The following is a 21733-nucleotide window of genomic DNA, read 5'->3' on the forward strand; positions in this document are numbered from 1 at the left end:
CCTCACACCAGTTGCTCTGACACGGAATTACCCGCACCCTGCAAATGCGAACGCAATTCGGGCGTGAGGATCCGACCGACGCGTTCGACCAGCATCGCCATCTCGTAGGCGATCAAACCCATATCACACTGCGGTGCCGCCAACACCGTCAAGCAGGAACCGTCGCTTATGGACATCTGCAGCATCATGCCGCGGTCCATCTCGACGATGGTCTCCTTGACCTGCCCCGCTTCGAAGCAACGAGCGGCCCCCTGGGTGAGGCTTAACAGACCCGAAGCCACCGCCGCGAGCTGTTCGGCCCTGTCCTGCGGCAGCTTGGCCGAAGACGTCAGCAGCAGCCCGTCCGCCGACACGACGACCGCGTGCGCGACTCCGCTGACGCGCTCGGTGAAGTCGGTGATCAACCAATTGAACTGGTCGATCTTCGCCTGCTGGGTTGACATCGCGCCTCCTTCGATAGATCCGGCAGTGAGCGAGCGGGCGTAACTCGGCTCCGCCTGCTACTCCCCAGCGCTGTGCCTGCCCCTGCGCACGCCCTGCTGGAAGCTGGACAACCGACCCCGTGTCTCGTCCGGTGCCGGTGTGTTCTGCTGCCCCGAGTTCCCCCCGTCCGAGGACGGTGCGGCGCTTCCCGGAGCCAGGTGCTGTTTGGGAACCCTCCTCGGCAAGCCCGCGGAGGTGTAATCCGCGGGTTCCGGATTCGACGCGGCCGCGGCTCCGTCCCGGGGCTGGTCGGTCGAGAAGTTCCACGGGGAGGACTCGTTCACGGGCGACTCCGATCGAGTGTCTTCACCCGCCGCACCGGGCCGCGGGTGCTGCCGTCCGTCCGGCTGGTGAGCTGCTCCTCGCGGATCCCCGGACGGCTCGTCACCCGCCTGCCGCGGTTTGCCCGGCCTCCGCTGCGGCAGCCCCGTGGCCGACAGGCCGTCCGCACGACCGCTCCGGGCCGAAGGAGCACCGAAGTCACTCCGCCCGCTCTCGTTCCGTCCGTCCGCCGGGGCCTCGGACCGTCCCTCGGAGCCCTGGAGGGTCGCTTCCTCCATCCAGCTCATTCCACCGCGGCCGTCGGAGGAGCTCCGCCCGGCGGCACGGCCACCGGAGGCGTCCTCCGCGGAGCCCGTGCCCGCCGTGCCGTCCAGCTCCGCACGCGGAGTCCGACGTGGCAGCCCCGAGTTCGTGTAACCGCCGGGCTCGCTGCGCGGGGCGGGACCGACCGAGCCGTCGACCTGCTGGTGCTCGCTCCGCCGGGGTTCGCCCGGAGTGCTGGAGAAAGCGGCGGCGGAGCCGGCGGAGGCGTCCGCCCCGGAGACGTCGTCGTCGCTCGGCCACTGCCACTGCGCGGCCTCGTCCGGCGAGGTGTCCCCGGCCTGGTACCGCGCGTTCTCCGGGGCCGGGTGGAACCACTGCGGGGAGGAGTCGGTCGGGTTCGACCCGGTGCCCGCTCCCTGAGCGCCCACGCCCGGCGGAATCGATCGGACGACCGTCGGGGCGCTGTCCGAGAAGCGCTGTTCCGGAGTCCCCTCACCGGCCAGCCCGTCGAAGTGCAGGCTGCCCTCCTCCGCGACGAGGTTCTCCTCCTCGTCGGTCTCCTGGTACTCCTGCCCCTCCGGGGGTTCGAACAGCCCCCGGACACGTCCCTCGGGCTCCAGTGCCGGGGCGGGGGCTGCCTGCTCCTCCCGCGGGGCGGGCTCCGGCGGGGCGGTGGGTTCCGAACGCGGGGCCGGATCCGGTTCCGGAACCGGCTCTCCGGGATGCACGCGCTCGATCTGCTCGGTCCACTCCCCCGTCTGCGGTGGCTGGGCCTGCTGCGCGGACCGGGTGTCCCGCTCCCGCGCGGGAGCGGAGGACTCCTCCCGCAGATCGAATCCGGGTAAACCGCCCTCCAGGACCTGACGCCTGCTGGTGCCGTTCACCTTGGGCTGCTGGGAGCGCTGGTCCGCGCCGTTGCGCTTCGGCTGCTCGGCGACCTCCTCGTTGCTGGTCAGCTGCTGCTCGATGGGCGAAGGCCCCGGCGGGGTGCTCGGAGGCCCCTGGGACGGCCCCGTGGGGGTCGGTGTGGACTGCTGCGGAACCTGGACGGATCCGCTGCGATCCGGAATGACGAGGTCCGGGGGGATGTGGACGGTGGCACGTATGCCGTCCACGTCGTCGCCCCCGTGCAGTCGCACGGTGATCCCGTGCCTGCCGGACAGCCGCGCGATCACCAGCAGTCCCATCCGGCGGGACACGGACAGGTCCTCCTCGTCGAAGGAGGCCAGCCGCTCGTTGGACTCGACGATCTCCTGGTCGCCCATCCCGATGCCGTGGTCGAGCACGTCGATGGTCAGGGAGGAGTCCTCCGACTGGCGGCTGGACACCGTCACCGAGGTCTCCGGCGAGGAGAAGTTCGCGGCGTTGTCCAGCAGTTCCGCCACCAGGCGAACCAGGTCACTGCCCGCGTAGCCGACCAGCCGGGCCGCGGGCGGGGACTGCACCACGACCCGTGGGTAGTGCTCGATCTCCGACACACCGGCACGCAGCACATCGGCCAGCTCCACCGGTTGGGTGAAACGCCTGGCGATGTCGCTTCCGGACAGCACCATCAGGTTCTCGTTGTTCCGGCGCATCCTGGTTGCGAGGTGATCGAGCCGGAACAGGGTGGACAGCTGGTCCGGGTCGTCCTCGTCCTGCTCGAGCTGCTCGAACAGGCGCAGCTGGCGTTCCAGCAGACTCTGGCTGCGCCGGGAGACGTTGACGAACGAGTCGCTGTACCCGCGGCGCAGGTTCGCCTGCTCCGAGGCCAACCGAAGCGCCTGCCTGTTGACCTCGTCGAAAGCGCGCGCCACCTGGCCGACTTCCTCGGTCGTCTCGACCGGAACCGCGTCGACCTCTGTTTCGGCTTCGTTGCCCTGCCGAATGCGCTCCACCGCGTGGGGGAGCTGCTTGTTGGCCGCGTCCAAAGCACCGCGGCGGAGCTGCCCGAGGGAACCGAGCATGTGCCTGCCGATCAAGAACATCACGGCCACCGCGATGACCAGCGCGCTGAACAGCAGCACCGTCGTCGTCCCGGCGCGGTTGCTGGCGTCGTTGTACAGCGAGTAGGCGCGCTCGTTGAACCTCTGGGAGAGCTCCGAGCGAACCTGCCCGGTGCGCTGGATCAACTGGTCGGACAACTGGTCCCACTGCCCCAGGGTCAGCGAGGAGTGGACCTCGTCCACCCGGATGGCCCGCATCAGCTCGTCCTCGGCAGCGGCCCAGCGCTCCATCTCCGCGCTGTTCACGACCTCACGCGCCTGACGCGGCTCGGAGTTGGCCACGGACTCGAAACTGCTCACGCGTGAATCCAGCCGTGCTCTGGCGTCGTTCAAGGCGTCGGTCAGCGCCGGGGAGAACTCGCTGCGCGGAAGCGCGGCGTCCACCAGCGCACGCTGCATGCGGATCTCGTCCTCGGCCCTGGAGAGCTCGTGCAGCGCGTTGATCATCGTGTACAGCCCGGAGTCGTCGATGGTGTTGATCACGGCTCTTTCCATCGACAACAACGAGTCGATGACGTTGTTGTAGCGCTGGATGGCGTCGACCGGGCTCAACGCCCCGGTGACCACGCCCTCGCGCAACTCCCGAAGACCGCTCAGCTCCTTGCGCAGCTCGTCGAACTGGGCCGAGGTGACCGGGCTGAACTTCTGGACGTTGTCCAGCACCTGCGGGGCCTGCTTGACGTACCCGGTGACCTTCTCGTACTGCCCCCGGTACTCCTGCATGGCTCCCGGCACGCCGCCCAGCACCTCGGCGGCCTTCGTCCGCTCCGTCTGCAGGCCGGTGAGCAGCGGCTGGATCTTGTCACGCGCGGTAGCCAGACGGCTGATTTCCTCGTACCGGTTCGCTTTCGTTACCTCGTCGTGGATCTGGACGACGCCGAGCGTGACCGCGAAAACGACCGGAACCAGGACCACGGCGGCGAGCTTGATCGGAATGCGCCAGTTGCGCCAGTCGGTCAGCGCCGCCCGACGCGCCCCTCCGGGCCTGTTGGGCGCGGCCGAAGCATCCTGGGCTTGCTCTCGGTTCGCCCGTCGTGCCGCCGCACTCACAAAAGCCCCCGGAAGTCAAGCTGTCGTTCGTCCTGCTCTGTCACAGTGCGGGTCCCTTCCGAACGAACAAATCGTAGGAGAACGGCATCTGCCACTCGGTCGAGTGAAGGCTTATCTGCCTGCCAGCCGAGCAGATCTGAGCTCACCGCAGATCGTTTCGGTTCGCAGTATTCTCGGCGAAGGGGATCCTTGCAATACTCTCCGTCACCAATAGTCGCCCACCGCAAGGAGTCACTTCACCGGCCTTTTCAACGGGTGACGCGCGGCTCGTGGCCACCCCGGATTGTAAAGACAGCGGCCAACATACCGATCACGGGGCGTCTTTTCCAAACCTCGGCAGGTGAACTGCGAAATCGATTGCCAACAAGATCACCCCTCGGGGCCACCGACACGACCGGGCCCCACCGGCCGGAGCCACACCGGACAGTGGGAAACCCGATCACTTTAACTGATTTCGCGCCGGATGAAAACGGGGACAGCCGCAACTCCGCGCAGTAACTGTGGTACTCATCAGTAATGGCTTATGAGCTGCGGACACCGCAACCCGAGCCGCCGCGGCCCGCACCGCGGCACCCCGCCGCGGACCAACCCGACCCCTACAACAGCAGGACCATCGTTCACCCTTTAGTAGGAGTGGGTCGTAGTATGTTGCGCTGACCCCGCTGGGTCCGGCGGACCACGTCGGACACGGTGAGCCAACCGCTCACGACTTTTCTCGACGCGGTCACGCGAAGCGGCACCGAATCGGAACAATACTAGTCAACACAGTTCACCGACTTCGGAAGAAGGGCGCATGAGCAACACGACACCACCGCCGCTACGGTCCCGGCACGGGCAGCGGAGCGACAAAACGCAAGCTTCCTTCGGTGGCATCGACAAAAGCGCGGCGCGGAACTTCGGCAGCGCCGGACCCGATTTCGCCGGAATCGCGCGTTCGGCCGAATTCGCCGAGATCCGTTCTCGATCGAAGCGATTCATAATCCCGATGACGGGGCTGTTCCTCGTGCTCTACGTCGGGTACGTGCTGCTCGCGGCCTACGCACCGGACTTCATGGCGGAACCGGTGTTCGGGCACATCAATGTCGGGCTGTTGCTCGGAATCAGCCAATTCGTTTCCACGCTCCTGATCACCACGTTGTACGTCCGTTTCGCGACGCGGAAGATCGACCCCGAGGTCGACGAGATCCGGAAGACGGCCGCTGGAGGTCAGCAATGATCACACACGCCCAGGACGAACCGGCGCTGGGCACCGGCAGTCCGGCCGTGAACATCACGGTGTTCGCGGCTTTGATCCTGGTCACCCTGTTCGTCACCTACCGCGCCAGCAGCCGCAGCAGCACGAGTGACTACTTCGCGGCCGGAGGGACCTTCTCCGGAGCGCAGAACGGGATCGCGCTCTCGGGTGACTTCCTGTCCGCCGCGTCCTTCCTCGGCATCGCGGGCGCCATAGCCATACACGGCTACGACGGCTTTCTCTACTCGATCGGCTTCCTCGTGGCCTGGCTGGTGAACCTGCTGCTCATCGCCGAACGCCTGCGGAACACCGGGCGGTTCACCATGGGCGACGTGCTCAGCTTCCGGATGCGTCAGCGCCCGGTACGCGCCGCCGCCGCCGTGTCGACGCTGTTCATCACCGTCGTGTACATGATCGCTCAGATGGCCGGCGCCGGTGACCTCGTCGCCCTGCTGCTCGACGTGCGCAGTTCATCGGGACAGGCTCTCGTGATCGCCGTGGTGGGCGTGGTGATGGTGCTCTACGTGCTGATCGGCGGAATGAAGGGCACCACCTGGGTGCAAATCCTCAAGGCCGGAATGCTGCTGCTCTCCGTGGCCCTGATCACAATTTTCCTGTTCGGCAAGTTCGGCTTCAACTTCAACACTCTGCTGCAGCAGGCTTCCGACAACAATCCGCTCGGTGACCGAATTCTCGCCCCCGGCGCACAATACGGCGAAAGCGCACTGACCAAGCTGGACTTCGTCTCCCTCTCACTGGCCCTGGTTTTCGGAGTGGCGGGGCTGCCCCACGTGTTGATGCGTTTCTACACGGTTCCGAACTCGCGGGAGGCGCGTCGTTCCGTGGTGTGGGCCACCTGGCTGATGTCCGCGTTCTACCTGTGCACCCTGGTGATCGGTTTCGGCGCCTCGGCGATGGTCGGGGTCGAGGCCATCCGCGCCGCGCCCGGCGGGGAGAACTCGGCCGCCCCGCTGCTCGCCTACGAGATCGGTGGCACGGTACTGCTCGGGGTGATCTCCGCGGTCGCGTTCGCGACGATCCTCGCGGTCGTCGCCGGGCTGACCCTGACCGCCTCGGCCTCGTTCGCCCACGACTTCTACGCCAACGTGATCCAACGCGGCAACGCCGACCCCGACTCCGAGGTCCGGGTCGCCCGGATCACCGCGATGGTCATCGGCGGTGTCGCCATCCTCGGCGGGATCCTGGTCAACGGGCAGAACATCGCCTTCCTCGTTGGGCTGGCCTTCGCCATCGCCGCCTCGGCGAACCTGTCCACGCTGCTGTTCACGCTGTTCTGGAAGAGGTTCAACACCACGGGGACCCTGTGGGGCATGTACGGAGGACTCGGCTCCTGCCTGGTGCTGATGCTGTTCTCGCCCGTCATGTCGGGCGCCGAGGACTCCATCGTCCCCGCCGTGGACTTCAGCCTCTTCCCGCTGAGCAACCCGGGGATCGTCTCCATCCCGTTCTCGTTCCTCTGCGGAATCGTCGGAACCTTCCTGCACCGGGAGAGGGCCGACCCGAAGGACTTCGCCGAGATGGAGGTCCGCTCGCTCACCGGCATCGGGTCGCGCGGCGCCGGGGTCTGACCGAGTTCGGAGGAACCTCGCGGGTGGGTACGGCACGGCACCGTACCCACCCCTTTCTTTCGTCACCCGTGGTTCCTCCGCACGAACTCGGCCACGGCCTCGCCCAGTTCGGCGCCCACGTCCTCCTGCAGGAAGTGCCCAGCGTTCTCGAGCGTGGTGTGATTCTGCCCGTCGGCCCCGGGAACCTTTTTACGCAGCACCGGCCCCAGCGCACCGGTTATCGGGTCACTGTCCCCGAAAGCGGTGAGCAGCGGGATCCGGCTTTCGGCGAGTGCGCGCCAAGCCGCCCGGTTGGCCTCGGTGGCCGGATCGTCCGGGGTCGTCGGCACCAAGGTGGGCATGGCGCGCGGTCCCGCCTTGTAGGACTCGTCGGGGAAGGGAGCGTCGTAGGCCGCCCGGACCTCCCCGGGCATCGGCCGGGCACAACCGCCCTCCACCAGCCGCCCGACGTCGAGGTTCGCGGCCTTCTCGACCGTGCGGCGGAACCGCCACCACACCTCGGGCATGTCGCGGTCCCCGGTGGGCATCCCGGTGTTGGCCGCCACGGCACCCGAGAACCGCTCCGGGTGCTCCGCGAGAAGCCGCAACCCGATCAGCCCGCCCCAGTCCTGGCCGACCAGCGTCACCCCGCGAAGGTCCAGCACGTCGAACGCCAGGGCGCGGACCCACTCGACGTGTCCGGCGTAGCTGTGGTCGGCGGGTTCGAGAGGCTTGTCCGAGCGCCCGAATCCGACCAGGTCGGGGGCCACGGCGCGGAACCCCGCAGCGGTGAGCACCGGGACGACTTTCCGGTACAGGAACGACCAGCTCGGTTCCCCGTGCAACAGCAGCACGACGGGTCCCAGCCCGGGCCCTTCGTCTATGTAGGACATTCTGAGTGTCCCGCCGTCCTGGTCGGGAACCTCGGCGTAGTACGGCCGGTAGTCGAACCCGGGGACCCGCTCGAAAGCTTCCTCCGGGGTGGTCAACACGCGCATGCGCGGACGCTACAACCGCACCGGCCGAAATAGCCACATCGGCGGACCCCGCTCGAGCGCTCCGCCGAGACTCCCGGAGGGGGGCAAGTGCGGCGCCGATGGTCGGACACGACGAGACGCGGTCGGACACACAGAAAACCGCCCCCTGTCCCGTCTTCGCGGGTCAGAGGGCGGTTCCGCCGATGGTGCCGGGTAGAGGATTCGAACCTCTGAAGCTTGCGCGGCTGATTTACAGTCAGCTCCCTTTGGCCGCTCGGGCAACCCGGCTCGTGAGCCATCCGCTGTTGGCTTGTACCAAAATCATACACACCGTCGGACGCGCCTTCACAACGGGGGGCGGGTAGCGTGTCCGGGCACCACAAGCGCAACCGAAGGCGAGGAGTTGAAGATGGCCGACCCGTCGTTCGACGTCGTGAGCAAGGTCGACCGCCAGGAGGTGGACAACGCGCTCAACCAGGCCGCCAAGGAACTGGCCAACCGCTTCGACTTCAGGGGCACCGGCACCAGGATCAACTGGGCCGGTGAGGAGAGCGTGACCCTCGAGTCCGAGACCGAGGAACGCTGCAAGGCGGCCGTGGAGGTCTTCAAGGAGAAGCTCGTCAAGCGCGGGGTGTCCCTGAAGGCCCTGGACCTGGGCGAACCGACCAGCTCGGGCCAGGTCCACAAGGTCACCGGCAACCTCAAGCAGGGCATCGCCCAGGAGACGGCCAAGAAGATCTCCAAGAAGATCAGGGACGAGGCCCCCAAGGGCGTGCAGGCCCAGATCCAGGGGGACCAGCTGCGCGTGTCCGGCAAGAAGAAGGACGACCTGCAGGAAGTCATCTCACTGCTCAAGAACAGCGATTTCGACGTGGCGCTCCAGTTCGAGAACTATCGTTGACACCGTGATCGCCCGCTCGCCGTCCCCACGGCTGGGGCGAGGGGCGCCGGTGACCCCACGGGAGGAGTCAGGTGAAGGGGATCGTGCTCGCAGGAGGCAGCGGAACACGTCTGCACCCGGTCACGCAGGTGGTTTCCAAGCAGCTGCTCCCCGTCTACGACAAACCGATGGTGTACTACCCGCTGTCGGTGTTGATGCTCGCGGGCATCAGGGACATCCTGCTGATCTCCACACCGGCCGACCTGCCGCTGTTCCGCAGGCTGTTCGGGGACGGAAGCCATCTCGGGCTCCGCATGGACTACACCGTCCAGCCCGAGCCCAACGGGCTGGCCGAGGCTTTCGTGATCGGGGCCGACTTCATCGGTGACGACTCGGTGGCCCTCGTCCTCGGGGACAACATCTTCTACGGCCAGGGCTTCTCGAAGCTGCTGCAGCGCAGCGCCCGCGAACTGGACGGGTGCACCCTGTTCGGCTACTCGGTGCGCGACCCCCAGCGCTACGGGGTCGGCGAGACCGACTCATCCGGCCGCCTGATCTCCCTCGAGGAGAAGCCGAACCACCCGCGCTCCGACAAGGCGATCACCGGGCTGTACTTCTACGACAACGAGGTCGTGGACATCGCGCGCTCACTGACCCCCTCCGAACGGGGCGAGCTGGAGATCACCGACATCAACTCGGAGTACCTGAGGCGGGACAGGGCCAGACTGACCGAGCTGGGACGCGGCTACGCCTGGCTGGACACCGGCACGCACGAGTCGCTGCTGGAGGCGGGGCAGTTCGTGCAGGTCCTGGAGAACCGGCAGGGCGTGCGCATCGCCTGCCTGGAGGAGATCGCCCTGCGAATGGGCTACATCTCCGCCGAGGCCTGCCACTCGCTCGGGGCCGGACTGGCCAAGTCCGGCTACGGCGAATACATCATGGAAGTGGCCCGCAGCGTCGCCGATCCCCCCTCGACGGACTGAGGGGTCGGCGGCTCGGCCGGCTCGACGGTGCGGTGGCGGAACCTCTCGCGGTCTCGTGGGCTGGTGGCCCGACACCGGGTAGCGCCCCTGCACAACGTCGGGGCCGTCCTCGCGAGAGCACCACGGGAGACCCCGACGCAGCCACTGGTCCCGCCTGGCGCCCCGCAGCGGCGCACGGGCTCAGTGCGAGGGCAGCCTGCGACCGGCCATCCCCTCCAGGCGCTGCACCCGGTCCGAGATCGGCGGATGGGTGGAGAACAGCCGCGCCATGCGCTCCCCCGGGCGGAACGGGTTGGCGATCATCAGGTGGGACTCGCTGACCAGCCCCGGCTCGGCCGCGAGCGGTGCCTGCTTGGTCCCGTGCTCCAGCTTGCGCAGCGCCGAGGCCAGGCCGAGCGGGTCCCCGGTGAGCTCCGCGCCCGAGGAGTCGGCCTGGTACTCCCGGGAACGGCTCACCGCCATCTGGATCACTGCGGCCGCTATCGGGCCGAGCAGGGAGACGAGCAACATCATGGCCAGACTCGGCCGGTCCTCGTCGTCACCCCCGAAGTGCGCGAAGAGCATACCGAAGTTGGCCAGGAAGGTCACCGCGCTGGCCAGCGCCCCGGCCACGCTGGAGATCAGAATGTCACGGTTGTACACGTGCGAGAGCTCGTGGCCGAGCACGGCACGCAGCTCGCGCTCGTCCAGCAGTTCCAGGATGCCCGCCGTCGCGCACACGGCCGCGTTGCGCGGGTTGCGGCCGGTGGCGAACGCGTTGGGCGCCTTCGTCGGGCTGATGTACAAGGTGGGCATCGGCTGCTTGGCCGCCGTGGCCAGTTCCCGGACGATGCGGTACATCCCCGGTTGCTCCGCCTCCGAGACCGGACGGGCCCGCATCGAACGCAGCGCGAGGTTGGCCGAGTTGAAATAGGCGTAACCGTTCACGCCGAGGGCGATCAACAACGCCACGACCATCCCGGTTCGGCCGAACAGCGCTCCGATCAGCACGATGAGCGCGCTCATGCCTCCCAGCAAGAGCGCCGTTTTGACTCCGTTCCACTGCCTGTGCACTGTGCTCCCGCCTTCGCCCGGACTCCGAACCGTTCGGCGAGTACCCGCGCCGGAACCGGGAACGTGGCCGCGAACCACGCCCGCCACGCGTCGGTGGGACCGCCCACGGCCCCCGACTCCGCCGGCACGTCCGAAAGCCGTGCCTGGTTCCGGGCACCTCGCGAAGAACTCACCTGGTCAACGTCGTACGCCTCCCCCTAGTTCCGCGCTCCCCGACGACGAACACGTCACACGTGACCACCTGCGATCTTGAACACGGCCACCACCGATCATCTTTGTCTTCCCGGCAAACTAAACTACTGACCAGTTGAAGGTTCGTCTCGTAATGCCCCCGTAGAACCGCACGGACTTCTCCGACGACCGTGCTCACGATTGACGAACGGGCTCCTGTGTACTGCCGCCGAACGCCGAACCGGTGACCGGCGGCGGAGAGGATTTTCGGATGGTCTTGTCCAAACTGCGTCAACGTGGTTTCACCCGCTCCAGGAAACCCGGCAGAGAGGGTGCGAGCAACGCGCTGCCCCCGACGCCTCTCGACGGCGGGACGTTGAGTTGCCAGGTGCACGACGAGGCTGATCGTCCGCTCCCCGAAGCGACCGTCACCGTGGTCAACCGACTCAACCAGCAGGCCGCCGTCGGCACCACCGACGGATACGGCTTCTTCCTCGCCACGGTTCCCCCCGGCCAGCACAAGGTCTCCGTCACCGCGGGCGGCTATCAACGGTTGGGCACGCGGGTGGAGATCCGCACCAACCGGCACACCTCCATCGGTGCCGTGCGGCTGGCGCGCGACCCCGAGAGCGCCGCCCTGCCCGAGCCGGGTGTGTGGACCTTCGACCCGGACCACACCGAGATACGGTTCATCGCACAGCACATCGGCATGTCGAAGGTGCACGGGGCCTTCCGCGACCTCGAGGGACGCATCATGGTGCGCGAGCCCTTCGAGGAGTCGAAGGTCGAGGTGGCCATAGACGCGTCCAGCATCGACACCGGAGTGCGCATGCGCGACGAGCACCTGCGCTCGGCTGACTTCCTGGACGTCGCCAATCATCCGAAGCTGTACTTCCGCAGCGACAGGATCACCCAGCTGCGCGGTGACAAGTGGCAGATCAGCGGCAACCTCACGCTGCGCGGAAACTCCAGCCCGGTCCAGCTGGAGACCACCTATCTCGGCACCAGGAGCTGGAACGGCACCCGCACCGCCTGCCACTGCACCACCGAACTGCGGCGGGAGGACTTCGCGGTCAACTGGCAGCAGCTGTTGAACAAGGGGATCGGCGTGGTCGGCCCCACCGTTCAGGTGAAGCTGGACATCCAGGCCGTGCTGGAGGAGTGAGCGGCGCCGCCCGCGTCGTCGCCCCCGGGCAGCGTTCCGGAACGGCACGTCGCGGGGCGGCGGAGCCGCACCACGCGGCACCGCCGATTCGACCGGTGCCGCCGGCTCGGTGAGACCGCCGGGAACGCCCGCACGGCCCCGAGTTCACTCGCCGTGCAATTCCATTGTGCAGCACTTGGGGCCGCCGCCGGACTTGCGCAGCTCCGAGACATCGGTCAGTACCGGTTCGTACCCCCGTCGTTCCAAGCTGCGCGCCAGCCCGGTCGCCTCGCTGGGCAGCACCACGTGTTCGCCGTCGGACACCCCGTTCAGCCCGAGGCACTCGGCGTCTGCGGCATCGGCGACGACGGCGTCGGGGAAAAGCCTGCGCAGCACCCGCTGGGACCCCGCGGAGAAGGCCTCCGGGTAGTAGGCCACCTGGGGATGCGGCCCCTTGCGCAACACGAACAGCGCCGTGTCCAGGTGGTAGTAGCGGGGATCGGTCAGTCCGAGCGAGACCACCGGCACACCGAGCACCTCCTGCGCCTCGGCGTGGGCGCCCGGATCCGTCCGGAAACCGCTGCCCGCGAGCAGCAGCTGACCCGTCCAGGCGAAGTCCCCCTCGGCCTCGTTGATGCTGGAGGGCATCACCAGGTCGCGGTACCCCTTGGTGGAGAACCAGCGACGGAAGTGCTCCGCCTCGGGAGCGCGCTCCTCGGTGCGGAAACGAGCCCCGAGCACCTTCCCCCCGATGACGGTGGCCGAGTTCGCGGAGAACACCATGTCCGGCAGGCCGGGCCGCGGCGGAACGGTCTCGACCGTGTGCCCCAGGCTCAGGTAGATGTCCTTCAGCGCACGCCACTGGGTCATCGCCAGCTCGGTGTCCACGGGCGTGCTCGGATCCATCCAGGGGTTTATGGAGTACTCGACCGTGAAGTGCTCGGGTGGGCACATCACGTAATGACGCCGTGTGGCGACGTTGGCCACGTCCTCGGGGCCGGGGACGGCGTTGGGCGCAGCGGCAGTGGGCACCGACATGATTCGTAATCTAATCCTCGCCCGTAGTAGTATTCAATGCGTCTTCATTGCGGCGAATACGGCAGAATGTTGCACATGGACCCCCTGGACCAGCGAATCGTTTCGCAACTCGTCACGGATGCCCGAGCCAGTTACGCCGAGATCGGCAACGAGATCGGTCTCTCCGCCCCGGCCGTGAAACGGCGTGTGGACAAGCTGCTCGACGCCGGCATCCTGCAGGGCTTCACGGCCGTGGTGGACCCGGAGGCCCTCGGCTGGGGGACCGAGGCCTTCGTGGAGGTGCACTGCCACGGGAACGTGCCCACCGAGAGGCTGCTGGCCGGTCTGGAGCCGCTGCCCGAAGTCGTCCGCGCCTACACCGTCTCGGGCGAGGCGGACGCGATCGTGCACCTGCGCGCCGCCGACATCCACCACCTGGAGACCGCGCTGGAGCGGTTGCGCGCCGTGGAGTTCATCAACAGGACCGTCTCCACCGTGGTGCTGTCCCGCCTGCTCGACCGCCCACCGCAGGCCTGACAGCACCCGAAGGTGGTGGGACGTTTCACGCGAGACGTCCCACCACCCGATGTCGGGCCTGGCCGGAGCGAGAGCCCGCGAGAGGTTCCGCCACCCACACCGCTCAGCGAACCGAGCCGCTCACTCCGATTGGGAGTCCCAGGGTTCGAACCCCGCCTGCTCGGCATCGGCGGCGTTGCGGAACCAGACCTCGGCGACCACGTGTTCGAAGTACGGCGAGTCGGGGGTGTGGTACTGCCGCGAGGCGAGTTGGCCCTTGACCGTATAGCTCTCGTCCGGCCGTTCCTGGTCGGGAAGCTGCTCGTCCGGGTACCACTCCTGGGGTCTGTCCCCGGCCGCGCTCGAGTTCTCCTCACCGGCCGGTTCGGAGGCCGGACCTCCCCCAGTTGCCGGGTGGACGGCGGCGTCCTCCGGCGGGTCGAGCACCCTGCCCATCATCACCGGACGGGCACTGGGCGGGGTTCCCGGCCTGCTGGTGTTCCCCGGAACCCGCCTGGGCAGTTCCTCGGCTTCACCGGGCTCCCCCGCCGATCCGGCCGCGCCTTCGTGCTCCGCCGCCCCGCTCGGCTCCGCACCGCCGCGACCGGGGGGCCGCTCAGCTTCCTCCGGAGGCGCCCCCTCCTCGGCAGCGGGGTTCCGCGGCGGGAGCTCCACCCCTTCCCGGTCCGGTTCGATCCCCGGGGCGGCGAGCGGTTCGAACAGCGAACGGAGCCTGCCGGTCAGCTCGCCCTCGGACTCCTCCGGTTCGCGCACCGCGAGTGTCTCCGTCGATTCGCCGTCCGCGGGCCCCGCCTCCGGAGCGGAGGCACCGGAGTCGCTCCACCGCGGGGTCGCGTCGACGCCGGGGGATTCGTGCTGCCGCTGTTCGACGCTGTCGGTGTCGTACATGTCGAAATCCGCCGCGGCGAACCACGTGTTCTCCCGGTGCGGAGCCGAGAACTCCCCTCCCGGGCTCAACTCGGCAGGCGCCGTGGGCGGTTCGGAGCGTTCCTCCGTGTTCACGGAGGCCCGGGAGATCCCGGGGTTGGTCTCGCGGTCCCGTTCCAACCGCAGCTCCGCGTCCTCGACGGGAACTCCGCTCACCGTTTCCGGGGTCTCCTGGACGGGCTGCCACTCCGCGGCCGTGGGCTCGAACTCCTGCTCGACGCGCGTCGGCTCCGCACCGGAACGCTCGTCGGAGAAGGCCTGGCCACCGAAGTCCCCGGCGGCGACCTCCATCCAGCGTCCGCGCCCACCGCCCGAGGACGAGGTGCTCGGCTGTTCGAAGGACGTCCCCTCCGCCGCGTGCTCTCCCGCTCCCCTTTCCGCGGTGCTGGGCACGCGGAACGGCCGGTCCCCGGCAGGCCCCACCTCTTCCGCCTCGTTCGCGGAGTCCACGTCCAGCAGGTCCCACACGGCGGTGTCGGATTCCTCCCTGGGGAAGGCGTCCTCCGCCTCCCCCACCGGACCCGTCGTGTCCGGCCCGGCCGCTCGCTGCCGCTCGCGCAGCTCGGTCAACTGGCGATGGGCTGGGCGGACGAACAGCAGCCAGGTCAGCCCCACACCGCACAGAAAGCCGGCGAAGCTCCACAACCAGACCTGGGTAAACAGCCACGTCACCGCTGCGGTCCTTTCTCTCGCGACGCTGCCGGGCCACGAGTATGACCGCGGTGCCCCCCTTCGCGGTAGTCGGAGGTGCGCAGCGTCAACTCACCGGGTACGGGCAACCACGTAGTCGACCAGCGCGTAGAGCGCGTCACGCGGCGGGGAGTCCGGTAGCCGGGCGAGTTCCTCGTTGGCCCGTGCGGCGTAGTCGTCCAGGGTCTCGCGAGCTCGTTTCAAACCGGTCGAGTCGCGCAGCCTGCGCAGCGCCTCCTGCACGTCCTCGTCCGTTTCGAGGGATCCCGAGAGCAGTTCCCGCAGCCGGGGGTCGGCGTCGGACTCGGTGAGCTCGTACAGCATCGGAAGCGTGCGGACGCCTTCTCTGAGATCCGTGCCCGGGGTCTTGCCCGACTCGTCGGGCGGGGAGGCGATGTCGATGATGTCGTCGGATATCTGGAACGCCGTGCCCACGATCTTGCCGATGTTCTCCAGCACCCCGACCAGCTCCGGCTCGAGCCCCGAGAACAGAGCTCCGAAACGCCCGCAGGTGGCGATCAGCGATCCGGTCTTCTCGTAGATCACCTCCAGGTAGTGGTCCACGAGACCGACCTCCGGCTCGGCTCCCACGGTCTCCCGCATCTGACCGGTCACCAACGACTCGAAGGTCCGCGCCAGCGACCGCACCGCGTCGCCGCCGAGGTCCGCCGCGAGCCTGGAGGCCTGTGCGAAGAGGAAATCGCCGGTGAGGATGGCCACCGAGTTGTCCCACCGCGCGTTGGCGCTGGTCGCGCCGCGCCGCATGGTCGCCTCGTCCATCACGTCGTCGTGGTAGAGCGTGGCCAGGTGGACCATCTCGAGCACGGCCGCCGACTTGACGACGCCCTCCCGGTCCGACTCGCCGAACTCCGCCACCAGCAGCGTGAACAGCGGGCGGAACCTCTTCCCTCCCGCCTCCACGAGATGCAGCGAGGCGCGGGTCGCGAAGTCCAGATCGCTGTCCACCGCCTCGTGCAGCAGTCGCTCGACCCGAACCATCCCCTCGCGCACCGACTCAGCGAGCGTCGAATCAGCAATGTCGAAACCGCCGACGGCGGTGGCCGCTTCCCACGGCACACCGCTCGTCGGATCACCAACTGGGCTGGTCACGTCACCGTCGCCTTCGTCTCCCCCGGAAATGCCCTGCGAGGGACACCCTACGACACGAAGCCACCGACACTCGCCCAGTCCAGCGCCAGCATCGGAACCACTCCGAGCAGCAGGGTCATCACCACGCCCAGCGTGACAGCCGCCGTGGTGAACGCCCCGGGCACGCTGACGGTCGGCCCGTTCGGGTCCGGATCGTTGAAGAACATCAGCACGATGACCCGGATGTAGAGGTAGGCGGCCAGCGCGCTGGCCAGCAGCGCGATCACCACCAGCGGAGCCATTCCGGCGGAGAACGCCGCCGAGAAGACGGCGAACTTGCCCATGAAACCGCTGGTCGCGGGGATACCGGCCAGGGCGAGCAGCAGGAAGGTGAACACGCCGGCCACCAGCGGCGAGCGCTTGGCCAGACCGGCCCAGTCGGAGAGGTCGGTGGCCTCGCCCTCGGAGGTGCGCACCAGGCTGACGACGCCGAAGACCGCCAGTGTGGTGAAGCCGTAGGCGAGCAGGTAGAACAGCGTCGCCGCCAGCCCGCGGTCCGTCAACGTGATCGAACCGACCATGAGAAATCCCGCATGAGCTATCGACGAATAGGCGATCATGCGCTTGATGTCCTGCTGGGTCAGTCCGAGCACCACGCCGATGACCATGGAGAGCACGGCCACGGTCCACAGCACCCAGTGCCACTCCCAGCTGGAGGCCTCGAAGGCCACGTGCAGCAGCCGCAGCAGCCCGCCGAACGCGGCGACCTTGGTGCAGGCCGCCATGAAACCGGTGACCGAGGTCGGCGCACCGTGGTAGACGTCAGGGGTCCACAGGTGGAACGGCCCGACCGATCCCTTGAACAGCAACCCGACCACCACCAGGCCGAGGCCGGCGAACAGCAGGGTGTCCGACCGCAGGCTCCCCGCCGTGGCGGCGGCTATCTCGGACAGCTGTACCGAGCCCGCGTAGCCGTAGAGCAGCGCCAGCCCGTAGAGGAAGAAGGCCGAGGCGAAGGCTCCGAGCAGGAAGTACTTGACCGCCGCCTCCTGGGACAGCAGCCTGCGCCTCCTGGCCAGTCCGCAGAGCAGGTACAGCGGCAGGCTCAGCACCTCCAGCGCCACGAACATCGTGAGCAGATCGTTGGCGGCGCAGAACACCATCATCCCGCCGAGCGAGAACAGCGTCAGCGGGAAGACCTCGGTCCGCATCCCCACCGCTCCGGCGGCGCGGTCCATCACGGCGGCCGAGGCGGCCCCCGGCGCGTCCACCGGGGTGCCCGCGGGGGGCCGTCCCTCGGACACGCTGTTCGTCTCGGCGACGAACGCGCCCCCCGGTTCGATCGACCGGTCCGCGATCAACAGGAGCGCCCCGAAGGACAGGACCAGCAGGGTTCCCCACAGGAACAGGGTGGCCGGCCCCACCGCGAGGGTCTCGGCCAGGGTCGTCGCCCCGGTGTTGATCTCCTGCGCGTGCAGCCCGAGGAAGACCCCGGCCAGGAGCACGGCGAGCAGACTGATCCCCACCTGAACGGGCCATCGCCGACCGGCGGGCACGAAGGCCTCGACCAACACCCCGATGCAGGCCGCCCCCAACACGATCATCAGCGGCGCCACCGCCGCGTACTGGATCGACGGCATCTCGGCGGACTGCTGGGCCAGCACTCCCGAAGGCGGGGGCAGAGCGGCTCCCGCTTGCGCTACCACTCCCACTGTCAGTTACCTCCCTGAGAGGTCACGGGGTCGGTAACGCCGACCTCGCTCATCGTTGCTTCCACCGACGGTGTGATCACGTCCAACACCGGCGCGGGGTAGACGCCGAGCAGCACGACCAGCACCACCAGAGGTGTCAACAGGCCGATCTCCCTGCCGTTGAGATCGCGCAGGGTTCCGCGGGCGGTCGCACCTCCGGAGTCGTCCCGCGGGAGGGCTTCCGGATCGGTCGCGGCCCCGGGGCCGCCGACAGCGTCGAGCACCGCCGTTCCCGAAGGGGGACCCTGCATGACGCGCTGGTACAGGCGCAGCACGTAGACGGCGGCCAGCACCAGCCCGAGCGTGGCCAGGGTCGTGAAGACGGGCCTGGTGGGGAACGAGCCGATCAGCACGAGGAACTCGCTGACGAAGGAGTTGGTCCCCGGCAGCGAGAGGGTGCTCAGTCCCGCGATCAGCAGCATCCCCCCGAGCAGCGGGGTCACCCCGGCCATCCCCCCGTAGTCGGCGATCCGCGTGGAACCACCGCGCGCGATGATCATTCCGACCACCAGCACCAGCATCCCCGTGGCGATGCTGTGGTTGACCATGTACGAGGCCGCGCCCACCTGGGCCTGCGAGGTGAACGCGAATATCCCCAGCGCTATGAACCCGAAGTGCGCGATCGAGACGTAGGCGATCAGGCGCTTCAGGTCGGTCTGGCCGAAGGCCTGCAACGACCCGTAGAGCACACCGATCACGCCCAGCGTGAGCACCAGCGGGGCGAGCAGCTGGGACGCGTCCGGAGCCAGCGGCAGGCTGTAGCGCAGGAACCCGAAGGTGCCGACCTTGTCGAGCACCCCGACCACGATGACGGCCACCCCGATCGGGGCCTGCTCGGCCGCGTCGGGAAGCCAGGTGTGCAACGGGACCAGCGGGGCCTTGATCGCGAAGGCGGCGAAGAAGCCGAGGAAGATCCACACCTGCACCTCGGTCGGGGCGTCGGCGAGAACCGTCTTCAGCGTGGCCCAGTCGAAGGTTCCGACCCCGGTGGTCTCGGCCGCGTAGGCGTAGGCACCGATCGCGGAGGCCAGCATGATCAGGCCGCCGAGGAACGAGTACAGGAAGAACTTCATCGCGGCGTACTGCCGACGCTCGCCGCCGTAGCCCCCGATGAGGAAGTACATCGGGATCAGCATGATCTCGAACAGCACGTAGAACACGAAAACGTCGGTGGCCGCGAACACCGCGACGGTCAGGGACTGCTCGAGCAGCAGCAGCGCGAAGAAGCCTCCCCGCGTGCGCCCGGCGGGAAGTCGCTCGCCCCAGCTGAAGGCGAGCACGAGCGGCACGAGCAGCGCGATCACCGCGACCATGACCAGGGCGATGCCGTCGAGCCCGAACGACAGGCTCACCCCGTAGTGCGGGATCCATTCCACCGAACCGGCGAGTTGCATCCGCGCGCCGCCCGGCTCGTAGACCACCCACGCCGCGGCGGCGAGCACGAGTTCGAGCAGTGCGCAGACCAGCGCGGCCGGTTTCGCCGCGCGCTCGTTGCCACGCAGCAGCGCGACGACTGCCGCGCCGAGCAGCGGCAACAGGATCAGCGCGAGGAGCAGGTTCATCGCGTCCCCTCTTCTCCGGCTATTTCGCGAGAATTCGACCGGCGGACCACCGTCATGGGGTCCCCACCGAGAGCAGGGCGGCGACCAGCAGGACACCGCCGACCAACATGGACATCGCGTAGGACCGGACGAAGCCCGTCTGCCACCGGCGCAGTACCTGCGAAGCGGCGCCGAACGACGAGGCGATCCCGTTGACCGCGCCGTCGACCCCGGCACGGTCGAACCGGGTCAGACCGTCGGCCAGCCCCACGGCCGGGCGCACGGCCACGGCGCGGTTCAGGGCGTTGCCGTACAGGTCGGCGCGGGCGGCGCGGACCAGTGGCGACACCCGCTGCGGGCGGGTCTCGGAAACGGGGCCGCGTCCCACCACCAGCCAGGCCAGCAGCACGCCGAGCGCGGAGAGCCCCAGCGTCAGCACCGGGATCACCGAGTGCGGGAGAACGGCGTGCCCCTCGTGCAACTCGCCGAGGGTCGGGGACAGGAAGCTCACCAGCATGTCTCCCCTGGTGAACACCAGACCCGCGGCCACGGACCCGACGGCGAGCACGATCATGGGTCCGGTCATCACCGGCGGGGACTCGTGCGGGTGGAACGGCCTGCCGTCGGCGGAGGTGCGGTTCTCCCAGCGCCGCTCGCCGAAGAAGGTCATCAGCATCAGGCGGGTCATGTAGAAGGCGGTCAGCCCCGCGCCGAGCACGGCGGCGCCGCCGAGCACCCAGCCCTGCCATCCCGGCGCCCCGAAGGCCGCGGAGACGATCGCCTCCTTGGAGTAGTATCCGGACAGGAACGGGAAACCGATCAGCGCCAGGTAGCCGAGTCCGAAGGTGACGAAAGTGACGGGCATGTAGCGGTACAGCCCGCCGAAGCGCCGCATGTTCACCTCGTCGTTCATGCCGTGCATGACCGAGCCCGCGCCGAGGAACAGCCCCGCCTTGAAGAAGCCGTGCGTGAGCAGGTGCATGATGCCCAGCGCGTACCCGGCCGGCCCCAGTCCGACCGCGAGCATCATGTAGCCGATCTGGCTGACCGTGGAGTAGGCCAGCACCTTCTTGATGTCGTCGTAGGCGCAGCCGATCACGCAACCGACCAGCAGGGTCACCGCGCCGACCAGGGCCACGACCAGCTGCCCCGTCCCGGTCAGGCTGTAGAGCGGATTGGCCCTGGCGATCAGGTAGACGCCGGCGGTGACCATCGTCGCCGCGTGGATCAGCGCCGAGACCGGGGTCGGACCCTCCATCGCGTCGGGGAGCCAGGCCTGCAGCGGAACCTGGCCGGACTTGCCGCAGGCACCGAGCAGCAGCAGCAGGGCGACGGCCAGCAGCACCCCCGCGGGCAGCTCACCGGCGCGCGCGAAGACCTCGGAGTACCGCGTGGTTCCGAGGTGGGCGAACATCAGGAAGATCGCCAGCGCCAGCCCGACGTCGCCGACCCTGTTCATGACGAACGCCTTGGTGGCCGCCCCCGCGGCCGAGGCCCGCTGCTGCCAGAACCCGATCAGCAGGTAGGAGGCGAGTCCGACGCCCTCCCAACCCAGGTACAGCGTCACGAAGCTGTTGCCGAGCACCAGGATCAGCATCGCCGCGACGAACAGGTTGAGGTAGCCGAAGAACCGGCGGCGTTCGGTGTTGGCGCTTCCGGTCCTGCCCCGCTGGTCGTGCGCCATGTAGCCGATCGAGTAGATGTGGATCAGCGCGCCGACCCCGGTGATCAGCAGCACGAAGACCAGCGACAGCGGGTCGATCCGGAGCCCGAAGTCCACTTGCAGGGAGTTGACGGGAATCCAGGAGAACAGGTGCACCGACCGGGCTGCCGCCTCCCCACCACCGGTGGAGGAGAACAGGGCCAGGGAGTACCCGAAGGAGGCGATCACCGTGGCACAGCCGAGCAGGTGCCCCCACCCGTTGGCACGTCTACCGGCCAGCAGCAGCACCGCCGCACCGAGCAGCGGTATCGCGATGATCAGCCACGCGTTGCCCTGGATCGCCCCCTGAGCTGCCTGTACCGGCTCCGGAGCGGCCAGAATGGAAGTCGTCACGCTGTCTCCCCATCCGTTCCGTGGGTCCATTCGCTGTGCGTCCGTTCGGTG

The 21733-nt window shown here is 68.4% G+C and carries 16 protein-coding genes and 1 tRNA gene; 6 read left to right on the forward strand and 11 right to left on the reverse strand.

Features of this window, described 5'->3' with window-relative positions:
- Positions 1-2: 2 nt before the first annotated feature.
- Together FHR84_RS09535 and FHR84_RS09540 are read right to left on the reverse strand one after the other, a co-directional pair.
- Positions 3-443, reverse strand: a complete 441-nt coding sequence (locus FHR84_RS09535) for a roadblock/LC7 domain-containing protein (RefSeq protein ID WP_017976863.1) — start codon at positions 441-443, stop codon at positions 3-5.
- A 57-nt stretch (positions 444-500) separates the two neighbouring features.
- A complete protein-coding gene (locus FHR84_RS09540) occupies positions 501-4064 on the reverse strand; it encodes a nitrate- and nitrite sensing domain-containing protein (protein ID WP_179535112.1) in 3564 nt (1187 codons plus the stop codon).
- Positions 4065-4857: 793 nt separating this feature from the next.
- Between FHR84_RS09540 and FHR84_RS22855 the strand changes: the two genes are divergently transcribed.
- Together FHR84_RS22855 and FHR84_RS09550 are read left to right on the forward strand one after the other, a co-directional pair.
- A complete protein-coding gene (locus FHR84_RS22855; protein ID WP_179535113.1) occupies positions 4858-5280 on the forward strand; it encodes a DUF485 domain-containing protein in 423 nt (140 codons plus the stop codon).
- The gene (locus FHR84_RS09550) at positions 5277-6887 is read left to right on the forward strand and encodes a solute symporter family protein (protein ID WP_179535114.1); all 1611 of its coding nucleotides are present in this window, start codon (positions 5277-5279) and stop codon (positions 6885-6887) included. The genes FHR84_RS22855 and FHR84_RS09550 overlap by 4 nt, the downstream gene beginning before the upstream one ends.
- 62 nt (positions 6888-6949) lie before the next feature.
- On the opposite strand, the gene FHR84_RS09555 is transcribed toward FHR84_RS09550, so the two are convergent.
- Positions 6950-7864 carry a haloalkane dehalogenase gene (locus FHR84_RS09555; RefSeq protein WP_179535115.1) on the reverse strand — a complete coding sequence of 305 codons (915 nt, stop codon included), beginning with the start codon at positions 7862-7864 and terminating at the stop codon, positions 6950-6952.
- Between the two features lie 183 nt (positions 7865-8047).
- Positions 8048-8131, reverse strand: a tRNA-Tyr gene (locus tag FHR84_RS09560).
- Between the two features lie 121 nt (positions 8132-8252).
- Between FHR84_RS09560 and FHR84_RS09565 the strand changes: the two genes are divergently transcribed.
- On the forward strand, positions 8253-8744 hold the full coding sequence (locus FHR84_RS09565) for a YajQ family cyclic di-GMP-binding protein (RefSeq protein ID WP_017976868.1): 492 nt from the start codon (positions 8253-8255) through the stop codon (positions 8742-8744).
- Between the two features lie 71 nt (positions 8745-8815).
- Positions 8816-9706 carry a glucose-1-phosphate thymidylyltransferase RfbA gene (gene rfbA, locus FHR84_RS09570; protein WP_179535116.1) on the forward strand — a complete coding sequence of 297 codons (891 nt, stop codon included), beginning with the start codon at positions 8816-8818 and terminating at the stop codon, positions 9704-9706.
- 180 nt (positions 9707-9886) lie between these two features.
- Here the strand turns inward: rfbA and htpX are convergent, their stop codons facing one another.
- Positions 9887-10759, reverse strand: coding sequence for a zinc metalloprotease HtpX (gene htpX / locus FHR84_RS09575; RefSeq protein ID WP_179535117.1), 873 nt, complete (start codon positions 10757-10759; stop codon positions 9887-9889).
- A 442-nt stretch (positions 10760-11201) separates the two neighbouring features.
- Between htpX and FHR84_RS09580 the strand changes: the two genes are divergently transcribed.
- A complete protein-coding gene (locus FHR84_RS09580; RefSeq protein WP_179535118.1) occupies positions 11202-12095 on the forward strand; it encodes a YceI family protein in 894 nt (297 codons plus the stop codon).
- Between the two features lie 144 nt (positions 12096-12239).
- On the opposite strand, the gene ddaH is transcribed toward FHR84_RS09580, so the two are convergent.
- Positions 12240-13112, reverse strand: a complete 873-nt coding sequence (ddaH, locus tag FHR84_RS09585) for a dimethylargininase (protein WP_218862610.1) — start codon at positions 13110-13112, stop codon at positions 12240-12242.
- A 75-nt stretch (positions 13113-13187) separates the two neighbouring features.
- On the opposite strand from ddaH, the gene FHR84_RS09590 reads away from it, so the two are divergent.
- Positions 13188-13628 carry an Lrp/AsnC family transcriptional regulator gene (locus tag FHR84_RS09590; protein ID WP_179535119.1) on the forward strand — a complete coding sequence of 147 codons (441 nt, stop codon included), beginning with the start codon at positions 13188-13190 and terminating at the stop codon, positions 13626-13628.
- Between the two features lie 120 nt (positions 13629-13748).
- Here the strand turns inward: FHR84_RS09590 and FHR84_RS09595 are convergent, their stop codons facing one another.
- The 5 genes from FHR84_RS09595 to nuoL form a co-directional block, all read right to left on the reverse strand.
- Positions 13749-15227: a sunset domain-containing protein gene (locus FHR84_RS09595; RefSeq protein ID WP_179535120.1), complete on the reverse strand. Its 1479-nt coding sequence runs from the start codon at positions 15225-15227 to the stop codon at positions 13749-13751.
- Positions 15228-15317: 90 nt separating this feature from the next.
- Positions 15318-16355, reverse strand: coding sequence for a polyprenyl synthetase family protein (locus tag FHR84_RS09600; protein WP_425489878.1), 1038 nt, complete (start codon positions 16353-16355; stop codon positions 15318-15320).
- A 47-nt stretch (positions 16356-16402) separates the two neighbouring features.
- On the reverse strand, positions 16403-17974 hold the full coding sequence (nuoN, locus tag FHR84_RS09605; protein WP_179535399.1) for an NADH-quinone oxidoreductase subunit NuoN: 1572 nt from the start codon (positions 17972-17974) through the stop codon (positions 16403-16405).
- 74 nt (positions 17975-18048) lie between these two features.
- Positions 18049-19647: a complex I subunit 4 family protein gene (locus tag FHR84_RS09610; RefSeq protein ID WP_179535121.1), complete on the reverse strand. Its 1599-nt coding sequence runs from the start codon at positions 19645-19647 to the stop codon at positions 18049-18051.
- A 52-nt stretch (positions 19648-19699) separates the two neighbouring features.
- Complete coding sequence (gene nuoL / locus FHR84_RS09615; protein ID WP_179535400.1) at positions 19700-21628, reverse strand: NADH-quinone oxidoreductase subunit L; 1929 nt, start codon at positions 21626-21628, stop codon at positions 19700-19702.
- Positions 21629-21733: the final 105 nt, after the last annotated feature.

The sequence above is a fragment of the Actinopolyspora biskrensis genome, assembly GCF_013408175.1.
Classification (GTDB): Bacteria; Actinomycetota; Actinomycetes; order Mycobacteriales; family Pseudonocardiaceae; genus Actinopolyspora; species Actinopolyspora biskrensis.